We start from the raw sequence: 23452 nt of genomic DNA, 5'->3' as shown, positions 1-23452 counted from the left end.
ACGGGGCACGCGCGATGGCCTGGTTGGATGGAGACATGACGTCGTCGTACGACGCGTTGCTCCTGCTGTCCTTCGGCGGCCCCGAAGGACCGGACGACGTGATCCCCTTCCTGGAGAACGTGACCCGCGGGCGCGACATCCCCCGCGAACGGCTGGAGGCGGTGGGCGAGCACTACTTCCTGTTCGGCGGGGTCAGCCCCATCAACCAGCTCTGCCGCGACCTCAAGAGCGCCATCGAGGCTGACTTCGCCTCCCACGGCGTGGACCTCCCCGTCTACTGGGGCAACCGGAACTGGACGCCCTACCTGGCCGACACCGTCCGGCAGATGAAGGCGGACGGCGTCCGGCGCGCGGCGGCGTTCGTCACGTCCGCCTACAGCGGCTACTCGACGAACGACCAGTACCTCGCCGACATCGCCCGCGCACGCGAGGAGGTCGAGGACGCGCCGGTCATCGACAAGCTCCCCGTCTACTGCGACCGGCCCGGCTTCATCGACCCGTTCGTGGACGCGACCAAGGACGCGCTGAGCGGCCTCCCGGCCGACGCCCGCCTGATCTTCACCGCGCACAGCGTCCCGCTCTCCCAGCCCAACCGCGAGCTGTACGTGGACGAGTTGGAGGCCGCCTCCCGGACGGTCGCCGAGAAGGCGGCCCCCGGCACGCCCTGGGACCTCGTCTACCAGAGCCGCAGCGGGCCGCCGACGCAGCCGTGGCTCGAACCGCAGATCACCGACCACCTGGAGAAACTGCACGGCGAGGGCGTCCGCGCGGTCGCGGTCGTGCCGATCGGGTTCGTCTCCGACCACATGGAGGTCAAGTACGACCTCGACGTGGAGGCCGCCGGGCGCGCGGAGGAACTCGGCATCGCGTTCGCCCGCGCCGCCACCCCCGGCGCCGACCCCCGCTTCGCCGCCCTGCCCCGCCTCCTCCTGGACGAGGCCCGATGACCGCGGCGAAGCGGGGATCATCGGGCCTCCGGCCCGGGGGCCTGGGGGTCGCCCCCCAGAAAGGAGAAGCGCGATGAGCCTGCCCGAAGACCTGCTGGAACTGGCCGCCGAGACCGCGCGGGAGGCCGGGCGGATGCTGGTCGACAAGCGCCCGGCGGACGGCCCGGACGTCGTGCAGACCAAGTCGTCCCCGACCGACGTCGTCACCCAGATGGACCGGGCGGCCGAGCAGCTCATCGTCGAGCGGATCCGCGCGGCCCGTCCGGACGACGCCTTCCTCGGCGAGGAGGGCGGGACCCAGGCGGGCGGCAGCGGCGTCCGCTGGGTGATCGACCCGATCGACGGCACCGTCAACTACCTCTACGACCTGCCCGACTGGGCGGTCAGCATCGCCGCCGAGGTGGACGGCACGGCCGTCGCCGGGGCCGTGGAGATGCCGCGCCGCGGCGAGTCCTGCACGGCCGTGCGCGGCGGGGGAGCGCTGCTGCACACCTCGTCCGGCTCACGTGAACTTCGCGTGAACTCTCATGTCCCACTCGACCGCGCCCTGGTCGCCACGGGCTTCGGATACTCGGCGGAACGGCGCGCCGGGCAGGCCCGCGTCCTCACCGGGGTGCTGCCGAACGTCCGCGACATCCGCCGGGGCGGCTCCTGCTGCGTCGACCTGTGCTCGCTGGCCGCCGGACGGGTCGACGCCTACTACGAGCGGGGCGTCCAGGCGTGGGACGTCGCGGCCGGGGCGCTGATCGTCCAGGAGGCGGGCGGACGGGTCGGGGGCCTGCACGGCGCGCCCGCGGGCCCCGAGCTGACCGTCGCCGCCGGGCCGGGCACGTTCGAGGCCCTGCACGCGCTCCTCGCGCCGCTGGACCCGCTCACCGACTGAGGGACCCCGTCCTACGGGGACGGGGAGCCCGGGACCGGCGGCGGTCCCGGGCTCCCCGTCTCGGTTCGCGTGTCCTCAGTCGCAGCGGGGTGGCTCAACTCCGATGTCGTTGTTCGCTGCGATCCGGCGCAGGTCGTTGATCTCCTCCTGGCGGATGTCCGCCAGGTAGGTGTCTCCCTCTGCGTGGGCGCTCCGCAGCGACGCGTACGCGTCGTCTAGCCGCTGCTGGATCATGCGTGACAACTCGCCCATTGGCCTCCTCCCGGATCGTGCCCATGCGTACCCAGACCTAGGCTGGAGGTAAACCTGTACGCCAATGCAATTTTCGCGGATTGTTGCGTCCGGCGAATCACGGCCGGTCGGGCGATCGCGTGAACAGGTGCTTACGGGCTTCTTACGGCCCGCGTGGGATATCTGGAACCCGGGGCGCCCCGCGCCCCGGCCATGGAGGGGGAACCGTGCGTGTTCTAGTCGTCGAGGACGAGCGGGTGCTCGCCGACGCCATCGCCACCGGTCTGCGCAGGGAGACGCTGGCCGTGGACGTGGCCTACGACGGCGCGGGCGCGCTGGAGCGGGCGGGCGTCAACGAGTACGACGTCATCGTCCTCGACCGCGACCTCCCGAAGGTCCACGGCGACGACGTCTGCAAGCAGCTCGTCGCGCAGCGCTACCCGGCGCGGATCATCATGCTGACCGCGGCGGGCGAGCTCGGCGACCGGGTCGAGGGCCTGTCCATCGGCGCCGACGACTACCTCGCCAAGCCGTTCGCGTTCGCCGAGCTGATCGCGCGGGTGCGGGCGCTCGGGCGGCGCGCCGCCGCGCCGCTGCCGCCCGTCCTGGAGCGCGCCGGGATCAGCCTCGACCCGGCCCGCCGCGAGGTCGCGAGGGACGGCCGCCCGGTCGAGCTGACCCGCAAGGAGTTCGCCGTCCTGGAGGTCCTGCTCAGCGCGGACGGCGCCGTCGTCAGCTCCGAGCAGCTCCTGGAGAAGGCGTGGGACGAGCACATCGACCCGTTCACGAACGTGGTCCGCGTGACGATGATGACGCTGCGCAAGAAGCTCGGTGAACCTCCGGTGATCGAGACCGTCCCGGGAGTGGGATACCGACTGTGACCGCCGATCCCGCACCCCGAACCGGCTCCGAGGAGCCCCGTCCGGACGCCCTGCCCGGCGCGACCGCCGCGTCCGCCCAGCCCGGCGGCGGCGGGACGTACTACGAGGACGCCACGGCCCAGGGCGGGCGGCGCGGCGGACGGTGGCGCCGCCCCGGCCCGCAGCAGGTCCCCGAGCCGCCCCCGGCGCCGAAGGGCATGTGGCGCGGCGAGAACGCCGGGTCGTTCGCCGAGCTGAAGGCGCTGCCCGGCCGGATGAGCGTCCGGCTGCGCCTCACCCTCCTCTACGGGCTGCTGTTCTTCCTGGCCGGGGCCCTGCTGCTGTTCGTCATGTCGGTGCTGATGGCCGACATCCTCGGCAACGTGAAGGTGCTCGGCTACGGCATCACCACCGACGAGCAGGCCGCCGCGCTGCAGCGCCAGTTCGTCGACCAGACGATGAAGCAGCTCGTCGGACGGTCCCTGCTCGCGCTCGGCGGCGTCGGGATCATCACGCTGGTGCTCGGCTGGTTCGTCGCCGACCGGGCGCTCAGCCCGCTGCAGCGGGTCACCACCACGGCCCGCCGCCTGTCCGAGAGCACCCTGCACGAGCGCATCGCGCTGGAGGGCCCGGACGACGAGATCAAGGAGCTTGCCGACACGTTCGACGCGATGCTGGAGCGGCTCGGCCACGCGTTCGACTCGCAGCGCCGGTTCGTCGCGAACGCCTCGCACGAGCTGCGCACCCCGCTCGCGATCAACCGGACGCTGCTGGAGGTCGCGCTCGGCGACCCGGACGTGTCCGACGACCTGCGCGCCGTCGGCCGGACGCTGCTCGCGACCAACGCCCGGCACGAGCGCCTGATCGAGGGCCTGCTGCTGCTCGCCCGCAGCGAGCGGGAGCTGACCACCCGCACCCCCGTCGACCTCGCGGAGGTCGCGGCGACGGTGCTGGAGCACTCGGCGCGCCGCGACCACGACAACGACGTGTCCGTCCACCCGGAGCTGACGTCGGGGAAGGCGCTCGGCGACCCGGTGCTGCTGGAGCACCTCGTGTCCAACCTCGTCGAGAACGCGATCAAGCACAACGAGGAGGCGGGCGGCGAGCTGTGGATCCGCACCGGCCTGCTGGACGGCTACGCCACCGTGCAGGTCGAGAACACCGGGCCCGCCGTCCCCGCCTACGAGGTGGAGCGGCTGTTCGAGCCGTTCCGGCGGCTGAACGCCGACCGGGTCGAGTCGTCCAAGGGCGCCGGGCTCGGGCTGTCGATCGTGCGGTCGGTGGTGCTGGCGCACCGCGGCGCGGTGTACGCGGCGCCGCGTCCCGGCGGCGGGCTGATCGTCACCGTCCGGCTGCCGTCCGGCTGAGCGCCCCCCGCGTGTCCCGCGCTACTTGAGCCTGGCGGCCACGAGGACCGGGTCGCCGTCGTAGTCGAGGCTCAGATCCGTGACCTTCGTCTTGCGGACGAGCGCCGCCCGGCGGCCGGACGTCAGCGGGATGAGCGCCAGGTCGTCCAGCGCGATCTTCTCGGCCTCCTTGTAGAGGGACGTGCGGGTCTCGGCGGAGGTGCTGCGCAGCGCCCTGGACACCAGCTCGTCGAACTTCGCGTTGCTCCAGCCGTTGTAGTTGGCGTACCCGTTGCTCTCGGTGGCGGCGGCCGTGCTTCCGAGCAGCGGCCACAGGACCGTGTACGGCGTGGGGTAGTCGGGTCCCCACGAGGACAGCGCGAGGCCGGAGGCGTCCTTCCCCGCGAGGGTCTTGCGGAGGTCGACGAACTCGGTCGGACGAAGCTCGACCTGCCATCCGAGCGCGGAACTGAGCTGCTGGGACACCGTGTCCGCGATAGGCCGGTAGGTCTGGACGTTCGGGTGGTAGAGCCGGATCTTCGTGCCGGGCCCGAGCTTCGCCCGCGTCGCCAGCTCCTTGGCCTTCGCCACGTCGGGCGTGTCGCAGGACGGGCAGGGGCCGGGCCGTCCGAAGCCGCCGGGCACCGCCGCCGGGACGATGCCGTGCGCCGCCTCGTAGAACCCCGGCGCCGCCGCGGCGATCCTCGTCCGGTCCAGCGCGTAGGAGACCGCGAGCCGCGCGTCCCGGCTCTTCAGCGGGCCGCGCCGGGTCAGCGGGACGACCATCCGCGTGAACGGCGTCGGACGCGCCACCCCGTCCGAGCCGAGGGCCTGCGTGGGCCCCGTACTGGACCCGAGCATGGCCAGGTCGACCTCGCCCCCGGTGAACGCGGCGCGCCCGACCGCCGAGTCGGACGTGAGCCGGATGTTCACCCTGTCGAGCTGGGTCTTGCCGAACGCCCACTTGTCGTTGCGGACGAGCACGGCGCTGCGGTTCCCGGTGAAGCTCTCCAGCTTGAACGGCCCGTTCCCGACCGGACGGGTGTTGTAGGTCGAGTTGTTCGCGTCGCCCGCCGCCTTGGGGACGGGCGCGAACACGGGGTTGGCGAGGCGCGTCGGGAACTCGCAGTTGGGGGAGGTCAGCCTGACGCTGAGGTCGGCCGGACCCGCCACCTTGACGCCGGACAGCCCGCCCGGCGATCCCGTGGACGCCCCCTGGAACCCGTCGATGTCGTTCATCAGGTACGACGCGGACCCGCCGCTGACGGCGGCGGCGCGCGCCCAGCCGCGGGCGAACGCCTCCGCGTCGACCGGCTCGCCGTCGCTGAACGTCGTCCCCTGCCGGACGATGATCCGCCAGGTCTGGCAGGACGCGTCCGGCGTGATCGTCGTGGCGAGCCGGTTCTGCGCCACGCCCTCCCCGTCCAGCGCGGTCAGCCCGGTGAACAGCTGCTTGGCGAGGAACTGCTGGGTGCTGCTGGAGGCGTGCCCCGGGTCGAGCAGCCCGTCGCTGGTCGTGTCGTCGGACAGCATCTCCAGCGTGCCGCCGAGCCGTACGGCGGTCGTCGTGGACTTGTCATGGTCGCGGTTCGCGATCAGCGCGGCGACCGCCGTCCCGGCGAGGATCAGCGCGACCAGCGCGGCGCCGCCCACGCCCGCCAGCACGCCGATCCCGCGCTTGCGGCCGCCGGGCGGCTGCGGGCCGGCGCCCACCTGCCCGGCGGACGGCCAGGTGGTGAACCCCTGCGCGTCCGGCGGCGGGGGAGGCGGCGGCCACGTCGCGCCGGGCAGTTGCGGCGGTCCTGTCGTCGGGGGCGGCGCCGTGGCGTGCAGCCGGGCCGACTCGGTCGCCGCCGTCGCCGCGCCCTGGGTGAGCATCACGGCGGCCTCGCCGTTGCCCGTGTCGCGCGGCGCGCCCGCCTGCGGCAGGCTCCCCGCCAGGTCGAGCAGGTGCGCCAGGACGTGCTGCGACGCGGGCCGCAGCGACGGGTCCTTGCTGAGGCAGTCCGCGACGATCTGGCGCAGCGGCTCGTGCAGGTCGCCGAGGTCGGGCGCCAGGTTGAGGATGCGGTGCATGACCGCCGGGATGGAGTCCTGCCCGAAGGCGGGCCGCCCGTTCGCCGCGTACGCCATCGTCGCGCCCCAGGCGAACACGTCCGCCTCCGGACCGACCCGCGCCCCCGAGATCTGCTCGGGGGCCATGTACGCGGGCGTCCCGACGGCCGTGCTGGACATCGTGCCGGTGGCGTCCAGCGCCCGCGCGATGCCGAAGTCGATCACTCGCGGACCGTCCGGGGCGAGCAGGACGTTCGCGGGCTTGAAGTCGCGGTGGACGACACCCGCCTGGTGGATGGCGGCGAGCGCGGTCATCGTCCCGATCGCGAGCCGGTCCAGCGCCGCGCCGCGGCGCGGGCCCTCCGCCGCCAGCACCTCCGACAGCGACGGGCCGTCGATGTACTCCGAGACGATGTACGGCCGGTCGCCCTCGACGTCGGAGTCGAGGACGCGGGCCGTGCAGAACGCCGAGACCCGCTTCGCCACCGCCACCTCGGCCGCGAACCGCGACCTGGCCTTCGGGTCGCCGCTGAACCGCGCGTGCAGCAGCTTCACGGCGACCCGGTGGCCCGGCTCGTCCTCGCCGAGGTAGACGGTGCCCTGGCCGCCCTCCCCGAGCAGCCCGGACAGCCGGTAGGCGCCCAGCCGGGCCGGATCACCCGCGCGGAGCGGGGCGACCTCCCTGGTCACCCCGACTCCGCCGGCGTCGCCTGGACCCCGCCGCCCCCGGGCCGGGCCGTCACTTGGAGACGGTTCCGTAGGCGGCGGCCGTCGGATCGCTCCGGTTCTGCCGCCACTCCCACCTCAGGGTGCTCCCGCCCGAGGACGGGATGAACGTGATGTACCCGGAGGCGCACTCCTTCGGGTCCATCCCCGCCATCGGGGTCTCCTGGTACTCGACCTTCTCGCTGCTCTGGTCGCCCGACAGCAGCGACAGCCGCGTGTAGCAGTTGTCCTGCGAACCGGACGGGTAGGTGTAGCGCGCCGTGCCGCTCGTGTACAGCAGCGCGAACCGGACCTGGAAGGTCGTGTGGCCCGAGCCCGCGGCGGGCTGGTTGCCGTCGCCGTCGAACACGCCGAGCAGCCCGCCGGACGTCACCCGCGACGACGGCGTCTCGCTCGGCGTGTACGTGCTCGGTGGCAGGTACGTGGGCGTCGGGTCGGGGTCGTCCTTGTTCGCCGCGACCACCGCGATCGCCACGATCGCGATGATCACGATCAGCGCGAGCGCGCCGCAGCCGATCGCGATGATCGGCCCGGCCGAGCTGGACTGCTTCGGCGGCGCGAACCCCGGCCCCGGCGGGACGGGGTGCCGCATCGGCCCGCCCGGCGACGTCGGCGGCGGCGGGGGCGGCATCCCCCCGCCCTGGTACATCGGCATGGGCGGCGGGGTGATCGGCTGCGGCGGCGGCGTGTGCGGCCCCTGCATCCCGCCGCCCTGCATCCCCGCCTGCGGGCCGCCCGGCATGCCGCCCTGCGGAAGCCCGGCCTGGTGCATCGGCATCGGCGGCGGCGTGATCTGGTGCTGCGGCTGCGGCGGCTGCGGCGGCTGGGGACGCGGCGCGGGCGGCACCGGGGGCGGCGGCGCGAGCTGCGACGCGATCCGGGTGCCCTGGTTGAGCAGGTCCTCCTGGTCGCCGCCCTGGCCGGCCGGCGCGGCGCCGACGTGCCCGAGCAGGTTCAGCAGGAGCTGCGGCGCGGGCGGACGCAGCCCGGCGTCCTTGGACAGGCAGCGTCCGATCAGGTCGCGCACCGGCCCGGCGGGCAGCGCGGACAGGTCCGGCTCCTCGTTCAGGATCCGGTTGATGATCACGGGCAGCGTGTCGGCCTCGAACGGCGACTGGCCGGTCGCGGCGAACACCATCGTCGCGCCCCAGGCGAAGATGTCGACGGCCGGGGTGAGCGGCGCGCCGGTGAGCTGCTCGGGCGCCAGGTAGCCGGGGGTGCCGACGACCATGCCGGTGGCGGTGACCGCGCTCTCCTGCGAGTTGACCGTCCGCGCGATGCCGAAGTCGACGACGCGCGGGCCGTCGGCGGCCAGCATGACGTTGTTCGGCTTGAAGTCGCGGTGCACGATCCCGGCCTCGTGGATCGCGGCGAGGGCGGTGACCGTCCCGATCGCGAGCCGTTCCAGCTCGGCGGCGCTCCGCGGGCCGTCGTGCGCGACCACGTCGTGCAGCGAGGGACCGTCGATGAACTCGCTGACGACGTAGGGCTGGTCGCCGTGGACGTCGGCCTCGAGCACGCGGGCGGTGCAGAAGGGCTCCACCTTCTGCGCGGCGCTCACCTCGCGCGTGAACCGGGCCCGCGCCGCCGGATCGTTCGCCATCTGCGCGTGCAGCAGCTTGACCGCGACGTACTCGCCTCCCGGCGCCCGGCCGAGGAAGACGGCGCCCTGCCCCCCGGCGCCGAGCCGTCCGACGACCTCGTACTGTCCCAGTGCCCTAGGATCGCCTGGCTCCAGCGGAGCGGCATCCGGCATCTGACCCTCCAGTGACCCGCAGTGATGTCCCGCGATAGCGTGCGCCGGACCCCGCAGCGGGGCCTTCGGCCGGCGAATGCCGGACGGACCCCGCAGGGGACCCGCCCCCAACCTCAGGCGGGCACGATATCGCGTTAGTTCAGACGTTTCACCGAAGTGTGCGGTTCGATGGACGACCAGGCCGATCGGGCCGATCCGCCACGCCGGGGAGGTCGGCGCGCGGAACGCCGCCGGGACCGATATGATCCCCGCCGCCGCGGGATACCCCGGCGGGGCGCCCCGGTCCCGGACCAGACCGTGGCCGCCGCCGGGCGTGTGACGGAAGACACATCGCGAGGAAGAGAACCGGGTGATGGGTGTCACTCGTGGGAACGGTCGCGCCTCGTGTGTCGCAGGTCACCAACCGTGACAGAATTTCCCGCCCGGATCGGGCACAAGAACGGCCCCCCGTGCGTTAGTTCCGCGCGACGGGGCGCATAAAGCACTGAGGGGGATGGAGATAGAAGATGGCGACCGACTACGACAGCCCACGCAAGACCGACGACGATCTCAGCGAGGACAGCCTCCAGGAGCTCCAGGCCCGGCGCGCCGACAAGGCCGCCAGCATCATCGATGAGGACCTGGACGCCGGCGAGGTCGCCGAGCTGCCCGGCGCCGACCTGTCCAACGAGGAGCTCACCTTCCGGGTGGTTCCGCGGCAGGCCGACGAGTTCACCTGCACGCGCTGCTTCCTGGTGCACCACCGCAGCCAGCTGGCCACCGAGAAGAACGGCCAGCCGATCTGCCGCGAGTGCGCCGCCTGACCGGGAGTGGCCGCGGGTGACGGGAGAGATCGAACGACGCCGGGACGACCTGGAGCCGCCGCCCGGCGACGGCTCCGCCGAGGTCGGTGAGCTGATAGGGCGGCTCACCGGCGACGAGGACATGGACCGCGAGACCCGCGGACGGCTGCTCGGGCGGCTGGCCGCGCTTCTCGGCCAGAGCGCCCGGAGGGCGGGCGCCGCGGGTCTCGCGCGCGGACGGTGGTTGGGCGACCTGCTGGTCGAGGTGGGTCCCCACATTCCGATCCGCGACATCGGGACGCTGCAGGCGCACCACCGCGGGCTGATGGGCGAGGAGCTCGCCGACCGGCTGGTGAAGACGGCGGGGAACGCGACCACCGCCGTCGGCGCGGCCGGCGGCGCGCTCGCCGCGGTGCAGTTCGCCGCCCCGCCGCTGCTGCTCACCGCGCCCGCGCAGCTCGCCGCCGAGACGCTGGTCGTCGCGGCGATCGAGGTCAAGATGATCGCCGAGCTGCACGAGGTGTACGGCGTCCAGGTGCACGGCACCGGGACGGCGCGCGGAGCGGCGTTCGTCACGTCCTGGGCGCGGCAGCGCGGCATCAACCCCCTGGAGGCCGGCTCCCTCACCAGCGCGCTCGGCACGGCCGCCAAGACGGCCCTGCGCAAACGCATGCTCCGCACGTTCGGCCGCACCATGGGCACGATGGGCCCGCTGCTCACCGGCGCGGCGGCGGGCGCCGCCCTCAACCGCTCGGCGACGCGGGCGCTCGGCACCAAGATCCGCAACGACCTGCGCGCGAGCACCGGCGGCCCGCCGCCGCTGCCGCGCGGCTGACCCCGAGGGCCCCGGGCTCATACCTCGATCTTGAGGTGGGAAGGCAGCTCGCCGGTGCCCTTGGCCCACTGCCGGGCGGCGACCCGGGTGGCGAGGAGGCGGGCGAGCTCCATCCCCACGCCCATCACCACCGCCCAGCCGATCGCCTCGGCCAGCGCCACGTCCGGGGACTCGGGGTTCGTCGGCGGCTCCTTGCCGGTGCTCTTCTTCCAGGCCAGCGTGATCGCCTTCTTCGCGACGAAGCCGCCCACGAAGGCCGCGCCGCCGGCGACGACCCGCCAGCCGATGTCGCCCTTGTCCGCCATGTTCGTCCTTTCAGTCGTCCTGTGGTCTCCGACGCTACCGGAACGGCCCGCCGGTGATCGCCGCGTCCGGGCCGATAACCGGAGTGCGATCGGCGCGGATGTCAATACCATTGGCGCATGACAGAGCAGCCGCGTATTCCGCACGTCCCCGCCAAGCCCTCCCTGGACGGCCTGGAGGAGAAGTGGGTACGCGTCTGGGACGACGAGGGCCTCTACCGCTTCGACCGCACGAGGCCGCGCGGCGAGGTCTTCTCGATCGACACCCCGCCGCCCACCGTGAGCGGTTCCCTGCACGTCGGCCACGTCTTCTCCTACACCCACACCGACACCGTCGCCCGATACCACCGGATGCGCGGTCGCGCGGTCTTCTACCCGATGGGCTGGGACGATAACGGCCTGCCCACCGAGCGCCGCGTCCAGAACCATTTCGGCGTGCGATGCGACCCGTCGCTGCCCTACGACCCCGACTTCGAGCCGCCCGCCAAGCCGGACGCCAAACGGCAGATCCCCGTTTCGCGCCGCAATTTCATCGAATTGTGCGAACGGCTGACCGAGGTGGACGAGAAGGCGTTCGAGGACATCTGGCGCCGCGTCGGCCTCTCGGTCGACTGGAGCAGCCTCTACACGACGATCGGCGCCGTCTCCCGGACGGCGTCGCAGCGCGCGTTCCTGCGCAACCTGGCGCGCGGCGAGGCGTACGTGTCGGAGGCGCCGACGCTCTGGGACGTCACGTTCCGCACCGCCGTCGCCCAGGCCGAACTGGAGGACCGCGACCAGCCCGGCGCGTTCCACCGGATCCGTTTCCACGGCGACGAGCGCCCGGTCTACATCGAGACGACACGTCCCGAACTGCTGCCCGCGTGCGTGGCGCTGGTCGCGCACCCGGACGACGAGCGTTACCAGGAGCTGTTCGGACGGACCGTCCGGACGCCCCTGTTCGGCGTCGAGGTCCCGGTCGTGGCGCACCGCCTCGCCGAGCCCGACAAGGGCTCCGGCATCGCGATGGTCTGCACGTTCGGCGACGTCACCGACGTCGTCTGGTGGCGCGAGCTGAACCTGCCCACCCGCGCGGTCGTCGGCTGGGACGGGCGGCTCGCCGCCGACCCGCCGCCCGGCGTCCCCGCGCGGCCCTACGACGAGCTTGCGGGCAAGACGGTCTTCTCCGCGAAGGAGCGGGTGGTCGAGTTGCTCCGCGCGTCCGGCGACCTGGACGGCGAGCCCCGCCGGATCACGCGGCCGGTGAAGTTCTACGAGAAGGGGTCGAAGCCGCTGGAGATCGTCACGACCCGGCAGTGGTACATCCGCAACGGCGGGCGCGACGAGGGCGTCCGGGCGGAGCTCCTCGCCCGCGGGCGCGAGCTGGCCTGGCATCCGGCCTACATGCGCGCCCGCTACGAGAACTGGGTCGAGGGGCTGTCCGGTGACTGGCTGATCTCGCGGCAGCGGTTCTTCGGCGTCCCGATCCCGGTCTGGTACCCGCTGGACGACGCGGGCGAGCCGCGCTACGACGAGCCGATCGTCCCGCCGGAGAGCGCGCTGCCCGTCGACCCGTCCTCGGACGTCCCGCCCGGGTACGCCGAGGAGCAGCGCGGCGCGCCCGGCGGCTTCGCGGGCGACCCCGACGTGATGGACACGTGGGCCACGTCGTCGCTCACGCCGCAGATCGCGGGCGGCTGGGAGCGCGACGCCGACCTGTTCGGCCGCGTCTTCCCGTACGACCTGCGTCCGCAGGCGCACGACATCATCCGGACGTGGCTGTTCTCCACGGTCGTCCGCGCGCATCTGGAGCACGGGTCGCTGCCGTGGAAGGGGACGGCGCTGTCCGGCTGGATCCTCGACCCGGACCGCAAGAAGATGTCCAAGTCGAAGGGCAACGTCGTCACGCCGATCGACCTGCTGGTCCAGTACGGGTCGGACGCCGTCCGGTACTGGGCGGCCGGGGGGCGGCCGGGCACCGACACCGCGTTCGACACCGGGCAGATCAAGGTCGGGCGGCGCCTCGCGATCAAGATCCTCAACGCCTCGAAGTTCGTGCTCGGGCTCGGCGAGGTCGAGCCGGACGCGCCGGTGACCGAGCCGCTCGACCGGGCGATGCTGGCCGCGCTGTCGGCCGTCGTCGAGGACGCGACGGCCGCGTTCGACGGCTACGACTACGCGCGGGCCCTGGAGCGGACCGAGCGGTTCTTCTGGGAGTTCTGCGACGACTACCTGGAGCTGGTCAAGACCCGCGCGTACGGGGAGGGCGCGGAGGCGCGGTCGGCGCGGGCCGCGCTGCGCACCGCGCTGTCGGTCCTGCTGCGCCTGTTCGCGCCCGTCCTGCCGTTCGTGACGGAGGAGGTCTGGTCGTGGTGGCGCGACGGGTCGGTGCACACCGCGTCCTGGCCGTCGCCCGCCGAGCTGCCGCCGGGCGGCGACCCGGCCGTCCTCGCGGCGACGGGGGAGGCGCTGCGGCAGGTCCGCAAGGCGAAGTCGGAGGCGAAGGCGTCGATGCGGGCGGACGTGTCCCGCGCGGTCGTGCGCGGCGCGGAGGCGGCCCGGATCGCGCGGCCGGACCTGGCCGCGGCCGGGCGCATCGCCGAGCTGACGCTGGAGGACGCGCCCGCCGACCTCACCGTGGACGTCGTCCTCGCGCCCGTCACCTAGATCACCCCGGGCGGCCGCGCGGACGTGAGCGCGGTCAGAGGTGAGCGCGGCCGGGGTCAGCTTGGTCAGAATTCGCAGGGCAGGTGCTTGATGCCGTTGATGAAGTTCGAATAGAGCATCCGCGGCTCGCCGGTCGCGCGGATGTCCGGGAGGTGGGTGAGTAGTTCCCGGAACATCACCGTGATCTCCCGCCGGGCCAGGTTCGCGCCGAGGCAGAAATGCGGGCCGGGGCCGCCGAACCCGACATGCGGATTGGGGGAGCGGGTGATGTCGAAGGCGTCCGGGTCCTCGAACACGGCGGCGTCGCGATTGGCGGAGTTGTAGAACAGCAGGACCTTGTCGCCTCGCTGGTATCGCTGGCCGTTCATCTCGTATTCGCGGGTGACGGTCCGGCGGAACTGGATGACCGGCGTCGCCATCCGGACGATCTCCTCCACCGCGCCCGGCGCGCGGGCGTCGAAGTCCTCCATCAGCAGGGCGCGCTGCTCGGGATTGTCGGTGAGCAGTTTGAGGCCGTGCGACATGGCGTTCCGGGTCGTCTCGTTCCCGGCGACGACGAGCAGGATGAAGAACGAGCCGATCTCCTGGTCGGTCAGGTACTCGCCGTCCACGTTGGCGGACACGAGCCGCGACACCAGGTCGTCGCCCGGGTGCCTGCGCCGCCGCCGGGCGAGCTTCATCGCCAGGTGGTTCAGCTCGTACCCGGCCGTCATGGCCTTGAGTAGCCCGTACAGGACGCCGATCCGGGTGATGCCGTCGCGGTTGAAGTCCTTGCCGCCGGTGTACTCGGGGTCGCCGAGGCCGAGGATGGTGTTCGTCCGGTCGTAGACCATCGGGCGCAGCCGGTGCGGGATGCCCGTCATGTCGCAGATGACCTGGAGGGGGAGCCGGGCGGCGACCTCGGTGACGAAGTCGGCCGAGCCCCGGCCGCGCAGGTCGTCCACGATCCGCGTCGCGGTCGCCTGGAGGTCGGCCTCCAGCTTGGCGAGGACGCGCGGGGTGAACGCCCGCGACACGATCCGGCGGATCTTGGCGTGCCGCGGGTCGTCCATGTTGATCATCGAGCCGAAGTAGCGGGCCATGTACCGGGGCAGGTCGGCGACGCTGTTGGAGCACGGCTCGCTGCTGAACACCTCGGGCGTCCGGCTGGCCTCGACGACGTCGGCGTGCCTGGTTAGCGCGTAGTAGCCGGGGCCGGTCCGGATGAACGGCAGCTTCAGCTCGGGGAAGAACGCGGGACGCTCCCGCTCCCGCAGCCGCGCGAACGCGGCGAGCCGCCGCTCCGGCGGCAGCGACCAGAACGCGAGGTCGGAGAGGTCGATCCCGCCGATGTCCCGTACCGTCGCCGCCACCGCGCACCGCCCGTCCCGAGTCAGAACGTCATTCGGTTTCCATCGAACCGACCGCCCGGACCTCCGTCAAGCCCCCGCGAGGACGGCCCCGCGCCGCAGCACCGCGCGCTCCGCCGCCGTCCACGCCCCGGACGTCAGCAGGTACAGCCCCGCCGCCGGCGGGACGAACGCCGCGACGACGATCGTCCCGAACGGCGGCGCCCGCGCCACGAGGCCCATGGGCCCTTCGGCGGTGACGCGCCGGGACGTCTGCACGGCCACCGCGCCCAGCAGGGCGAACAGCCCGAGGAAGACCAGCGACGGCGGCGCGAGCAGCCCGCCGCCCACGACGCCGATCCAGTTCTGGCCGAGCGGCGCGGCGAGCAGCGCCAGCCGCACCAGGGACGTGAACAGGACGATCGCCAGCGCGGTGGCGAGTTCGCCGACGGTCGGCGCAGGACGTCGGCCAGCCCGCCGACGAGGACGGCCGCGATCGAAACGGGAACGTCGAAAATGCCGAACATGGGAAACCTTCCGGAACAAGGGGAGATCGGTGGCGTTTCCGGCCGCGCTCAGGCGGCCGCGATCCCCGTTCCGGGTGCGCGCGGACGTGGGCGTCCCGCCGCGTCCGGGTCCCGCTGCGGCAGGAAGGCGGTGCGCAGGGTGCGTTCGCGCAGCGTCGTCCGGACCGTGGCCAGGGCGACCCGGTGCCCGCGGCGCGCGGCACTGAGGCGCACGGCCGCCAGCACCAGCAGCCCGGCCACGGTCAGCGTGCCCATCAGCACGAGCAGCGACTGGCCTGGGCCCGTCCACTCGGCCATGGCGAAGCCCCGCAGCACCACGGAGATCACCAGCGACCAGAGCACGGACACGACCCCTCCTCTTCCGTGATCAACTCTGCCACCTCAGGCGAGCAGCAGGAGAGCGAGTGCCGTGAGCGCGGTCAGCGCGGTGGCGTTCCGCACCGGAGGCATCCGCGCGGCGATGGCGGCGTCGCGACGCGCGTCCCGGGACAGGTAGGTGAGGGCGGCGCTCAGTGCGCGTCCCGCGCCGAACGCGGCGCCCGTCAGAAGGGCGGTGCGAAGCGGGCCGTGGCTGAGGAAAAGCGCCAAGGCCAGCACATAGGGCGCGCTGGACGAGACATAAGTGCGGACCCCGGTGCCCAACTCGAAGCCGAATTGCAAGGCGCCCCGGCGCAAATGGGCTTGCAGGACGTCCGGCGGGATCTGGCGCGCGTTCTGGGGGAGCGGAAGGCGCACCAAGCCCATTTCCCGAGCCGCGCCGAGAACGGCCACGGCAAGGATCGCGCCCACCCGGACGGACGGCGGCAACGGCGCCGAAAGGCCGGAGAGCAGCCAGATCACCGCCGCGCTGAGCGTCCCTCCGAGCAGGAGCCCGAAGGCGAAGACGGCCAGGACCTCGTCCTGCCGTACGGGGGCCCGCCAACCTGGCGAGAACAGCACGGATTCGCTGTTCCGCGTTCAAACGCTCCCGGAAAGGGAGAACCCGGCGAGCGCGCCGACCGAGGCCCAGCAGAGGACGGCGGCGTCCAATGCGGCGGCGGAAAGCGCGATCAAAGTGAGGGCGGCGACGGGCAGAAGGGGATCGGTCAGACCGCGCCGGGTTCGTCCGGCGGTCAGTTCTTGCACGCCGTCGCCTTGCGGCAGATGGTCTTGTACCAGACGCCTTTCTGGGACTTCTTCCACCCGTCGTGGCAGCGCCAGGTGACGCCCTTCTTGCAGGACCCGCAGCTTTTCGCGTAGGCCCAGATCCACCCGTCGTAACCGCCGCCGTAGCACTGGTTCGGACGCAGCTTGTACCAGCCGGGATTCGACGCCCCGGATTTGTGGAAGCCCTTGTACTTGCCGCTCGTCCGGCAGCACCAGCTGCACACGTAGCTCGGCCCGCAGCCGGGCGAGCAGTTGTGGTCCGACGCGTACGAGGGGCAGCGCGGATAGATGTCGTAGTAGCCGACCAGCTGGAACCCGGACTCCAGCGCCTCCCGCGCGGGCGGGAACACGCCGAGCGCCTTGAGGCCCGCCGTGGCCCCGGCCGCCGCGAGCCCCGCGAGGACGCTGCGCCGCGCCGGGCGCAGCCGCGGCGCGTCCGCCGGGACGGGCCGCCGCCTGACCCGCTGCGCGCCCGCCGGACGCGGCCCGCGCAGCGGCGGGATGTCCTCCAGTTCGATCATCGTGTCCCGCCCATCCGCGCGTCCTCCAAGGTCAGCTCGTGGAGGGCCGCCGGGGAGCCCACGGGCTCGGCGGCCCGCACCCGCCCGTCCGGGTCGACGACGACGGCGAACGGCGTGGCCGGGACGCGGTAGTCGGCGAACAGGCCGTCCCGCTCGTTCGCCAGCACGGTCAGCCCCGGACGGGCCGCCGCCTCGTCCGCCGCCTCCCCGGCGAAGACCGCGTGCAGCGGCCGGTCCGACCCGCCCGCCGCGGCGAGCACGTCGGCGCAGACGCCGCAGTCGCGGTCCAGGAACAGCAGCAGTCCGGGCCCGAGCCGGTCGAACGCGGGCGCGGGACGTCCCGGCGGCAGTCCCAGCTCGGCGGGGCGGGGCGCGCCGCGCGACAGCGCGTGCACCTGCCGGACGAGACCGGCGACCACCAGGGCGAGCAGCAGGATCGCCGCCCACGACAGCAGCAGGGCGCTGGCTTGGAAGCTCATCCGGCCGACCTCCTCTCGATCATTGCGTGCGGGAGCATCCAGAGGATCACCGCGAACCCCAGCCCCGCCGTCCCGGCGACGGACGCTTCGTACGCGGACAGGCCGGTGGGCAGGCCGCGCAGGGCCCCGGCGAGCGCGAGCGCGGCGAGGGCGGCGGCGCGCCCGGCGACCCAGCCGGTCATCGGCGTGTCCGCGCCCGCGCACCCGCACGGGACGCCGCGCCGCGTCCGTGACACGTGCGCCGCGTACACCGCGTACAGGCCGAGCAGCACGGCGGCGGCGCCGGACGCCGCGCGCATCGCCCCGTCCAGCCCGAGGACGAGCGCCGCCGCGCCGGCGAGGCCGGCGGCGGCCTCCGCCGCGATCGCGGCCGCGGCCGCCGGTCCGGCGAGCGCACGGGGCACGACGCCCTGCGCCCGCACCGCCGACACCAGCACGCCGGGCCGTCTGACCTGCCCGAACACCGAACCCAGAAGGACGAGCGGGAGCGCGACCGCCGCGATCCCCGCGAGCAGGGCCGTCACCGGACCGCCTCGACCGCCAGCCCGGCGAGCCGCCGGGGGACGTCCCGCACCCGGTCCTCCTCCGGCAGCACGGTCACCAGCAGTGCCTTCAGCGCGAGCAGGAAGTAGGGCCCCTGGCCCTCGACCGTGTCCCGGAACAGCTCGCCGCCCGCGACGGACGCGCCGCGCCACGGCGGCAGCCGGCGCCGCGTCCCCGTCGTCAGCGCGGTGATCTCCAGGAGGCCGAGCCCGGGGACCTCCTTCACCAGCTCCGCCGGGTCGGGACGGCGGGCCCGCCCGCGCGGCACGGCGACGATCCCGTCGTCGTGCTCGGTGAGTCGGAGCGTTCCGAAGAACGCCACGGCGTCGGCCGGGCGGGCGTGGTAGAGGTGCGTGAACACGGCGTGGCGGCGGCCCTCCCACACGGCGGCGAGGACGGGTTCGCGCTGCCCGGTGTCGGGGTCGCGGGTCTCGGTCCGGCCGACGCGGAGCCGCCCGTCCTGGATGCGGAACTCCTCGTCGAACCGTTCGACGCCGATGTCGTCGGCCCAGGACAGCGCGTCCGCGCGCGTCCCGCTGGAGATCTCGTGGAGCCGCCCGCGGTCGGCGATCCGCGCCACCGACGTGCAGGGCCGGTCGAGGTCGTGCGGGCCGGCGAGCCGGACGCGCACGCCGTCCAGGGAGCGATGTGTGACGCGGTAGTCAGCGTCGCGTTCGGGTCTGCCCATGCCGTCCCCTTCCTGCGGGACGCATGTCCCACAGAAGCACCGCGGGTAACAGAGGTAACGCTACGGGTGATCCTTCGCTTAGGGGCCAAACCTTCCGGAAGTGGTCATCCGCGGGAGCGGGTAGGGTCAACTGCCGGACCCGCGCGGCGGCGGCGTTCCAGCCCCGGCGTTTCAGCCCCGGCCGCGCCCCGCGACCCGGATAGGGTCGTGTGGTTCTCCGGCAGGTGATCATGAGGTGAGACCGTGAGCAAGGTCGAGGTGCTGATCCGTCGGCTGGACCCCGAGCTGCCCCTCCCGCGCTACGCGCACGCGGGCGACGCGGGCGCCGATCTGGTCGCGGCCGTGGACGTCGAGCTGCCGCCCGGGGAGCGGGCCGTCGTCCCCACCGGGATGGCGATCGCGCTGCCCGACGGCTACGCCGCGTTCGTTCACCCGAGGTCCGGTTTGGGCGCTAGGTTGGGGGTGACCATTGTCAACGCACCCGGTACGGTCGACGCCGGCTATCGGGGTGAGATCCAGGTGACCCTGCTGAACACCGACCCGCGCGCCACCGTGACGCTGCGGCGCGGCGACCGCATCGCGCAACTGGTCGTGCAGCGGGTGGAGCACGCGGTGTTCCACGAGGTCGCCGAGCTGCCCGGGTCGGCGCGCGGAACCGACGGCTTCGGCTCCACCGGCGGATTCGGCTCCACGCGCGTTTTCGGGAACAATGAGCACAGTCGAGAAGGAGCGTGAGTCGTGGCTTTTGGACGTCGCCGGCAGGCCGAGGAGCCCGCTGAGGGTCCCGAGGTGACCGAGGAGCCGGCGGAGGACACCGAGGAGGAGGCTCCCGCCGTGGCGGAGCGGGCCGACAGCGCCGCGGGCGGGCCGTGGGACTCGGAGGACTCCTACCCCGATATCCAGCGGCTCGACTTCGGCTCCATGCTGGTCCCGGTCGCGCAGGGGCTCGGCTTCCAGGTGAACTTCGAGGCCACCCAGGTCGACGAGGAGGGCAACCCGCTCGACGGGCGCCCGGTCGCGGTCCTGGTGCAGTACGAGCAGAGCGTGATGCAGCTCCAGGCGTTCGCCGCGCCGAAGCGCTCCGGCATCTGGGACGACGTGCGCCGCGAGACCGCCAAGGACATCCAGGAAGAGGCGCAGGGCCAGATCCAGGAGGGCGAGGGGCCGTTCGGCACCGAGCTGCTCGCGATGATCCCGACGCCGCTCACCGAGGAGGTCCTCGCGGAGATGCCCGCGGAGGCCCGCGAGCAGATCCCGGCGGAGTTCGTCGAGCAGGGCTGGGCCCCGCAGATCATCCGCTTCCTCGGCGTGGACGGCCCCCGCTGGTTCCTCCAGGCCGTGGTGCAGGGCGCCGCGATCGAGGACGAGGAGCAGTGGCAGGTCCTCGAAGACGTCCTGAACGGCGTGGTCGTCGTCCGCGGCGACGCCCCGATGCCGCCGCGCGACCTGCTGGAGCTCCAGATCCCGAAGGAGTTCAGCGAGGGCGGCGAGGAGGAGGGCGAGGAGGCCGTCGAGACCTTCAACCCCTTCGAGCGCGGCCCCGAGATCACCGAGGTCCGCTGACCCGTCCGGGTCCGGCACCGCCCGAGTTCTCCGACCCGCCGGCCGCACGCCGTTTCGGACGTGCGGCACGGCGGGTTTTTCCGTGCGGCGCGCGGGCCGTCCCTTGCCAGGGACGCCCCCCGGGTGCTGAATCAGGACATGTCGAAGAAGACGCGCAAGCGACGGGCCCGTAAACGCGGCAAGTGCAACAAGGGAAAGCGGCCCAACGCCCGCCACTGACGGCGGGACCGGGACGGCGGGAACCGGGCCCGCTCAGGCGATCATCTCGAACGTCATCGCGTGCTCGACCCCGGCGGCGCGCCCGCCCTCCTCGGCGATGCCGGTGAGGAAGCCCGCCGCGTCGAAGTCCGCGCCGAGGTTCGAGAAGTACACGCGGTGCGCGAGCAGCGAGTCGATGCCCGCCTGGAGATGTCCGGTCACGTCCACGTAGTGCGCCGCCTCCGGCGACCCGCCGAGCAGCGCGAAGCGGACGCCCTGCCACGCTTCGAGGCCGAGGTCGCGGAACACCCAGCGGTTCGCGGCGTCCCTGATCGCGTCCACGGCGGCGAGGCCGAGCGCCCGGTGGTCGGCCATGTTGAACCCGCCGCCGGGGAAGCGCTCCCGGTGGCTCACCGACAGCACCACCTCGGGGCGGTGCCGCCGGATCGCCGCCGCGATCGCCTTCCGCAGCGGCAGGCCGTACTCCAGCACGCCGTCCGCGAAGTCGAGGAACTCGACGGTCTCGACCCCGACCCGGCGCGCCGCCTCGACCTGCTCCTCGGTGCGGACGCGGCGGACCTCGTCCGGGTCCATCGAGTCGATCCCGGCCTCGCCGCGGGTCGCGAGCACCTGCGTCACCGTCTTGCCCTGGGCGGTCCATTTGGCGACGGCGGTCGAGCCCCCGTACTCCAGGTCGTCGGGGTGCGCCACGACGGCGAGCGCGCGGTCCCAGTCCTCAGGTACCTCGTCCATCTCCTCATCCTGGCGCATCGCTACAGGTAGCGGAGCCACAGGTAGGGCGTGGCGAGCGCGACGGTGACGAAGGTGACGACGAGGCCGTGGCGGGTGAACCGCCAGAAGCTGATCGGCGTGCCGTTGCGGGCCGCGATCCCGAGGACGACGACGTTCGCGCTGGCGCCGATCGCGGTGGCGTTGCCGCCGAGGTCCGCGCCGAGCGCGAGCGACCACCACAGCACGTGGCCGTCCGTCCCCGGGTGCTGCCGGACGAGGTCCGACACGATCGGGCTCATCGTCGCCACGTAGGGGATGTTGTCCACGATCGCCGACAGCCCGGCGGACGCCCACAGCAGCAGCATGGACGCGGCGCCGAGCCGGTCGCCGGTCGCGTCGGCCGCCGCCCTGGAGACGTCGCCGATGACGCCGGTCTCGACCAGCCCGCCGACCATGACGAACAGCCCGGCGAAGAACACGAGGGTCGGCCACTCGACCTCGCTGAGCGCCTCCTCGGTGGTCACCTTCGTCGCGGCGACGAGCAGCCCTGCCCCGAGCAGCGCCACGACGGACGGCTCGTAGTGCAGGACGGGATGCAGCACGAACGCGACCACCACGATCCCGAGGACGGTCAGCCCCTGGAGCAGGAGGCCCCGGTCGGTGATGGCCTTGCGCTCGTCCAGCTCCATGACCTGGGCGGCGAGCGCCGGGTCGTGCTCGAACGCCGAGCGGAACAGCCACCGGCACAGCACGCAGAACACCGCGACCAGCAGGACGATCAGCGGGGCGAGGTGCACCAGGAAGTCGTTGAACGACAGCCCGCCGCGGCTCGCGATGATGATGTTGGGCGGGTCCCCGACGAGCGTGGCGGTGCCGCCGATGTTGGACGCCATCACCTCCGCGATCAGGTACGGCTCGGGCCGCAGCCCGAGCCGGTCGCAGACGAGGAACGTCACGGGCGCGATCAGCAGCACCGTGGTGACGTTGTCGAGCAGCGCCGACGCCGCCGCCGTGAGGACGACCAGCATCACCATCAGCCGGTAGGGCCGTCCCCGCGCGCGCTTGGCCGCCCAGATCGCCACGAACTCGAACACGCCGGTCCGCCGCAGCACCGAGACGATCACCATCATGCCGAGGAGCAGGAAGATGACGTTCCAGTCGATGCCGGACTCGGCGGAGAAGAACGCGGCGTCGCCGTCGGTGATGCGCAGGAGCAGCATCAGGCCCGCGCCGCCGAGCGCGACGGCCGTCCGATGGACCCGCTCCGACGCGATCAGGACGTAGGCGCCGATGAAGACGACGATCGCGGCGACGGCCAACAGTGACTCCCGATCGGCATGCGGACGACGGACCTGCCGACCAGACTTCCCGGCGCACCGCGTCCGACCCTAGTGGGAACGGGCCGCGCCGGGTCGGACCGGGGCCGGCCGGCGCCGGGCGATGGTGGGGTTTTGCCTACCCCGATCGGCGTGCTGGGCCCATCCTCCGGCGCGTCCGCCGTCCGTAGCTTCTTTCTCGGAGGCGCCCGGCGAGGGCGCCCGGGCTGGAGGTAAGGACGATGTTCGGACGCAAGGGACCGGACCCCGCGGGCCAGGCGACCGGTGAGGCGCTTCGGCTGGAGGGCGTCCGGAAGGTGTACGGGACGGACGGCAACCAGGTGGTCGCGCTCGACGGCGTGTCGCTGTCGCTGCCCGCCGGGTCGTTCACGGCGGTGATGGGCCCGTCCGGGTCGGGCAAGAGCACGCTGCTGCAGTGCGCGGCGGGGCTGGACAGCCCGACCGAGGGCCGGGTCCTGGTGGACGGCGCCGAGCTGACCGGCGAGAACGAGACGGAGCTGACGAAGTTCCGCCGGCAGCGGATCGGCTTCGTGTTCCAGCAGTTCAACCTGCTGCCCACGCTGAACGTGATGCAGAACGTGGTGCTCCCGCTCAAGCTCGCCGGACGCAAGGTCGACCGGGAGCTGGCGCGGGAGGTCCTCGGACGGGTCGGCCTGGCCGAGCGGCTCGGGCACCTGCCCGCGGAGCTGTCCGGCGGCCAGCAGCAGCGGGTGGCGATCGCCCGCGCGCTGGTCACCCGTCCGCACGTGCTGTTCGCGGACGAGCCGACCGGCGCGCTCGACACGCGCAGCGCCCGGGACGTGCTGGGCCTGCTGCAGGAGTCGGTGCACATGTCCGGGCAGACGGTGGTCATGGTCACCCACGACCCGGTCGCCGCGTCGTTCGCGAACGCGGTGCTGTACCTGGCCGACGGCCGGATCGTCGGCCACCAGAGCGCGCCGACCGCCGAGGCCGTCGCGGAGCGGATGACGCACCTGGCCGAAGAGGTCGAGCGTCAGCGGACGATGGCGGAGGCGTGACG

26 protein-coding genes are annotated in these 23452 nt (G+C 73.1%); 11 read left to right on the top strand and 15 right to left on the bottom strand.

Going from position 1 to position 23452, the window contains the following annotated elements:
- Positions 1-35: 35 nt before the first annotated feature.
- Complete coding sequence (locus FXF68_RS28590) at positions 36-947, top strand: ferrochelatase (RefSeq protein WP_148764486.1); 912 nt, start codon at positions 36-38, stop codon at positions 945-947.
- A 73-nt stretch (positions 948-1020) separates the two neighbouring features.
- Positions 1021-1830, top strand: a complete 810-nt coding sequence (locus FXF68_RS28585) for an inositol monophosphatase family protein (RefSeq protein ID WP_148764484.1) — start codon at positions 1021-1023, stop codon at positions 1828-1830.
- Positions 1831-1905: 75 nt separating this feature from the next.
- On the opposite strand, the gene FXF68_RS42615 is transcribed toward FXF68_RS28585, so the two are convergent.
- Positions 1906-2082, bottom strand: a complete 177-nt coding sequence (locus FXF68_RS42615) for a hypothetical protein (RefSeq protein WP_165964506.1) — start codon at positions 2080-2082, stop codon at positions 1906-1908.
- Positions 2083-2288: 206 nt separating this feature from the next.
- On the opposite strand from FXF68_RS42615, the gene FXF68_RS28580 reads away from it, so the two are divergent.
- Complete coding sequence (locus FXF68_RS28580) at positions 2289-2942, top strand: response regulator transcription factor (RefSeq protein ID WP_067893068.1); 654 nt, start codon at positions 2289-2291, stop codon at positions 2940-2942.
- On the top strand, positions 2939-4288 hold the full coding sequence (locus FXF68_RS28575; protein WP_246178991.1) for a sensor histidine kinase: 1350 nt from the start codon (positions 2939-2941) through the stop codon (positions 4286-4288). Before FXF68_RS28580 ends, FXF68_RS28575 begins: the two co-directional genes overlap by 4 nt.
- A gap of 21 nt (positions 4289-4309) precedes the next feature.
- Here the strand turns inward: FXF68_RS28575 and FXF68_RS44130 are convergent, their stop codons facing one another.
- The gene (locus tag FXF68_RS44130; RefSeq protein ID WP_148764482.1) at positions 4310-7012 is read right to left on the bottom strand and encodes an ABC transporter substrate-binding protein; all 2703 of its coding nucleotides are present in this window, start codon (positions 7010-7012) and stop codon (positions 4310-4312) included.
- 49 nt (positions 7013-7061) lie between these two features.
- Positions 7062-8804 (bottom strand): serine/threonine-protein kinase, encoded by a 1743-nt coding sequence (locus FXF68_RS28565; RefSeq protein ID WP_148764480.1) that lies wholly within the window; start codon positions 8802-8804, stop codon positions 7062-7064.
- Between the two features lie 506 nt (positions 8805-9310).
- Here FXF68_RS28565 and FXF68_RS28560 point away from each other — a divergent pair.
- Both FXF68_RS28560 and FXF68_RS28555 read left to right on the top strand, forming a co-directional pair.
- Complete coding sequence (locus FXF68_RS28560) at positions 9311-9607, top strand: DUF4193 domain-containing protein (RefSeq protein ID WP_067893074.1); 297 nt, start codon at positions 9311-9313, stop codon at positions 9605-9607.
- Between the two features lie 16 nt (positions 9608-9623).
- On the top strand, positions 9624-10421 hold the full coding sequence (locus FXF68_RS28555; RefSeq protein ID WP_342787188.1) for a hypothetical protein: 798 nt from the start codon (positions 9624-9626) through the stop codon (positions 10419-10421).
- 17 nt (positions 10422-10438) lie between these two features.
- On the opposite strand, the gene FXF68_RS28550 is transcribed toward FXF68_RS28555, so the two are convergent.
- Positions 10439-10726 (bottom strand): DUF4235 domain-containing protein, encoded by a 288-nt coding sequence (locus FXF68_RS28550; RefSeq protein ID WP_148764478.1) that lies wholly within the window; start codon positions 10724-10726, stop codon positions 10439-10441.
- A gap of 117 nt (positions 10727-10843) precedes the next feature.
- Between FXF68_RS28550 and valS the strand changes: the two genes are divergently transcribed.
- Entirely contained in the window at positions 10844-13369 is a 2526-nt protein-coding gene (valS, locus tag FXF68_RS28545; RefSeq protein WP_148764475.1) for a valine--tRNA ligase, read from the top strand.
- A gap of 65 nt (positions 13370-13434) precedes the next feature.
- Here valS and FXF68_RS28540 read toward each other — a convergent pair whose 3' ends face one another.
- The 9 genes from FXF68_RS28540 to FXF68_RS28510 form a co-directional block, all read right to left on the bottom strand.
- A complete protein-coding gene (locus tag FXF68_RS28540) occupies positions 13435-14721 on the bottom strand; it encodes a cytochrome P450 (protein WP_148764473.1) in 1287 nt (428 codons plus the stop codon).
- 66 nt (positions 14722-14787) lie between these two features.
- Positions 14788-15099 (bottom strand): hypothetical protein, encoded by a 312-nt coding sequence (locus FXF68_RS28535; protein WP_148764471.1) that lies wholly within the window; start codon positions 15097-15099, stop codon positions 14788-14790.
- 173 nt (positions 15100-15272) lie between these two features.
- A complete protein-coding gene (locus FXF68_RS43220) occupies positions 15273-15572 on the bottom strand; it encodes a DUF6412 domain-containing protein (RefSeq protein WP_222870124.1) in 300 nt (99 codons plus the stop codon).
- A gap of 33 nt (positions 15573-15605) precedes the next feature.
- On the bottom strand, positions 15606-16163 hold the full coding sequence (locus FXF68_RS28530; RefSeq protein ID WP_222870123.1) for a hypothetical protein: 558 nt from the start codon (positions 16161-16163) through the stop codon (positions 15606-15608).
- A gap of 18 nt (positions 16164-16181) precedes the next feature.
- Positions 16182-16349 (bottom strand): hypothetical protein, encoded by a 168-nt coding sequence (locus tag FXF68_RS42605; RefSeq protein WP_187438148.1) that lies wholly within the window; start codon positions 16347-16349, stop codon positions 16182-16184.
- Entirely contained in the window at positions 16337-16891 is a 555-nt protein-coding gene (locus tag FXF68_RS28525; RefSeq protein ID WP_148764469.1) for a hypothetical protein, read from the bottom strand. Before FXF68_RS28525 ends, FXF68_RS42605 begins: the two co-directional genes overlap by 13 nt.
- Positions 16888-17370, bottom strand: a complete 483-nt coding sequence (locus tag FXF68_RS28520; protein WP_148764467.1) for a thioredoxin domain-containing protein — start codon at positions 17368-17370, stop codon at positions 16888-16890. Before FXF68_RS28520 ends, FXF68_RS28525 begins: the two co-directional genes overlap by 4 nt.
- Positions 17367-17894, bottom strand: coding sequence for a MauE/DoxX family redox-associated membrane protein (locus FXF68_RS28515; protein ID WP_148764465.1), 528 nt, complete (start codon positions 17892-17894; stop codon positions 17367-17369). The genes FXF68_RS28520 and FXF68_RS28515 overlap by 4 nt, the downstream gene beginning before the upstream one ends.
- The gene (locus FXF68_RS28510) at positions 17891-18601 is read right to left on the bottom strand and encodes a hypothetical protein (protein ID WP_148764463.1); all 711 of its coding nucleotides are present in this window, start codon (positions 18599-18601) and stop codon (positions 17891-17893) included. The genes FXF68_RS28515 and FXF68_RS28510 overlap by 4 nt, the downstream gene beginning before the upstream one ends.
- Before the next feature lie 243 nt (positions 18602-18844).
- On the opposite strand from FXF68_RS28510, the gene dut reads away from it, so the two are divergent.
- The 3 genes from dut to FXF68_RS44915 all read left to right on the top strand — a co-directional run bounded on the left by dut (position 18845) and on the right by FXF68_RS44915 (position 20383).
- Positions 18845-19336, top strand: coding sequence for a dUTP diphosphatase (dut, locus tag FXF68_RS28505; RefSeq protein WP_067893097.1), 492 nt, complete (start codon positions 18845-18847; stop codon positions 19334-19336).
- A gap of 54 nt (positions 19337-19390) precedes the next feature.
- Positions 19391-20164: a DUF3710 domain-containing protein gene (locus FXF68_RS28500; RefSeq protein WP_246178990.1), complete on the top strand. Its 774-nt coding sequence runs from the start codon at positions 19391-19393 to the stop codon at positions 20162-20164.
- A gap of 138 nt (positions 20165-20302) precedes the next feature.
- The gene (locus FXF68_RS44915) at positions 20303-20383 is read left to right on the top strand and encodes a 50S ribosomal protein bL37 (protein ID WP_483902918.1); all 81 of its coding nucleotides are present in this window, start codon (positions 20303-20305) and stop codon (positions 20381-20383) included.
- Between the two features lie 33 nt (positions 20384-20416).
- Here the strand turns inward: FXF68_RS44915 and FXF68_RS28495 are convergent, their stop codons facing one another.
- A complete protein-coding gene (locus FXF68_RS28495; RefSeq protein WP_246178989.1) occupies positions 20417-21115 on the bottom strand; it encodes a PIG-L deacetylase family protein in 699 nt (232 codons plus the stop codon).
- Positions 21116-21135: 20 nt separating this feature from the next.
- Positions 21136-22413, bottom strand: a complete 1278-nt coding sequence (locus FXF68_RS28490) for an ArsB/NhaD family transporter (protein WP_425458621.1) — start codon at positions 22411-22413, stop codon at positions 21136-21138.
- Positions 22414-22652: 239 nt separating this feature from the next.
- Here FXF68_RS28490 and FXF68_RS28485 point away from each other — a divergent pair, with 239 nt between their 5' ends.
- Positions 22653-23450, top strand: a complete 798-nt coding sequence (locus FXF68_RS28485) for an ABC transporter ATP-binding protein (protein WP_148764455.1) — start codon at positions 22653-22655, stop codon at positions 23448-23450.
- The last annotated feature ends 2 nt before the right edge of the window (positions 23451-23452 follow it).

Origin of the sequence: Actinomadura decatromicini (assembly GCF_008121305.1) — a bacterium.
Taxonomy (GTDB): Bacteria; Actinomycetota; Actinomycetes; order Streptosporangiales; family Streptosporangiaceae; genus Spirillospora; species Spirillospora syzygii.
Note: the sequence above shows the minus strand (reverse complement) of the source record. Positions and strands in the feature narration are given on the sequence as shown.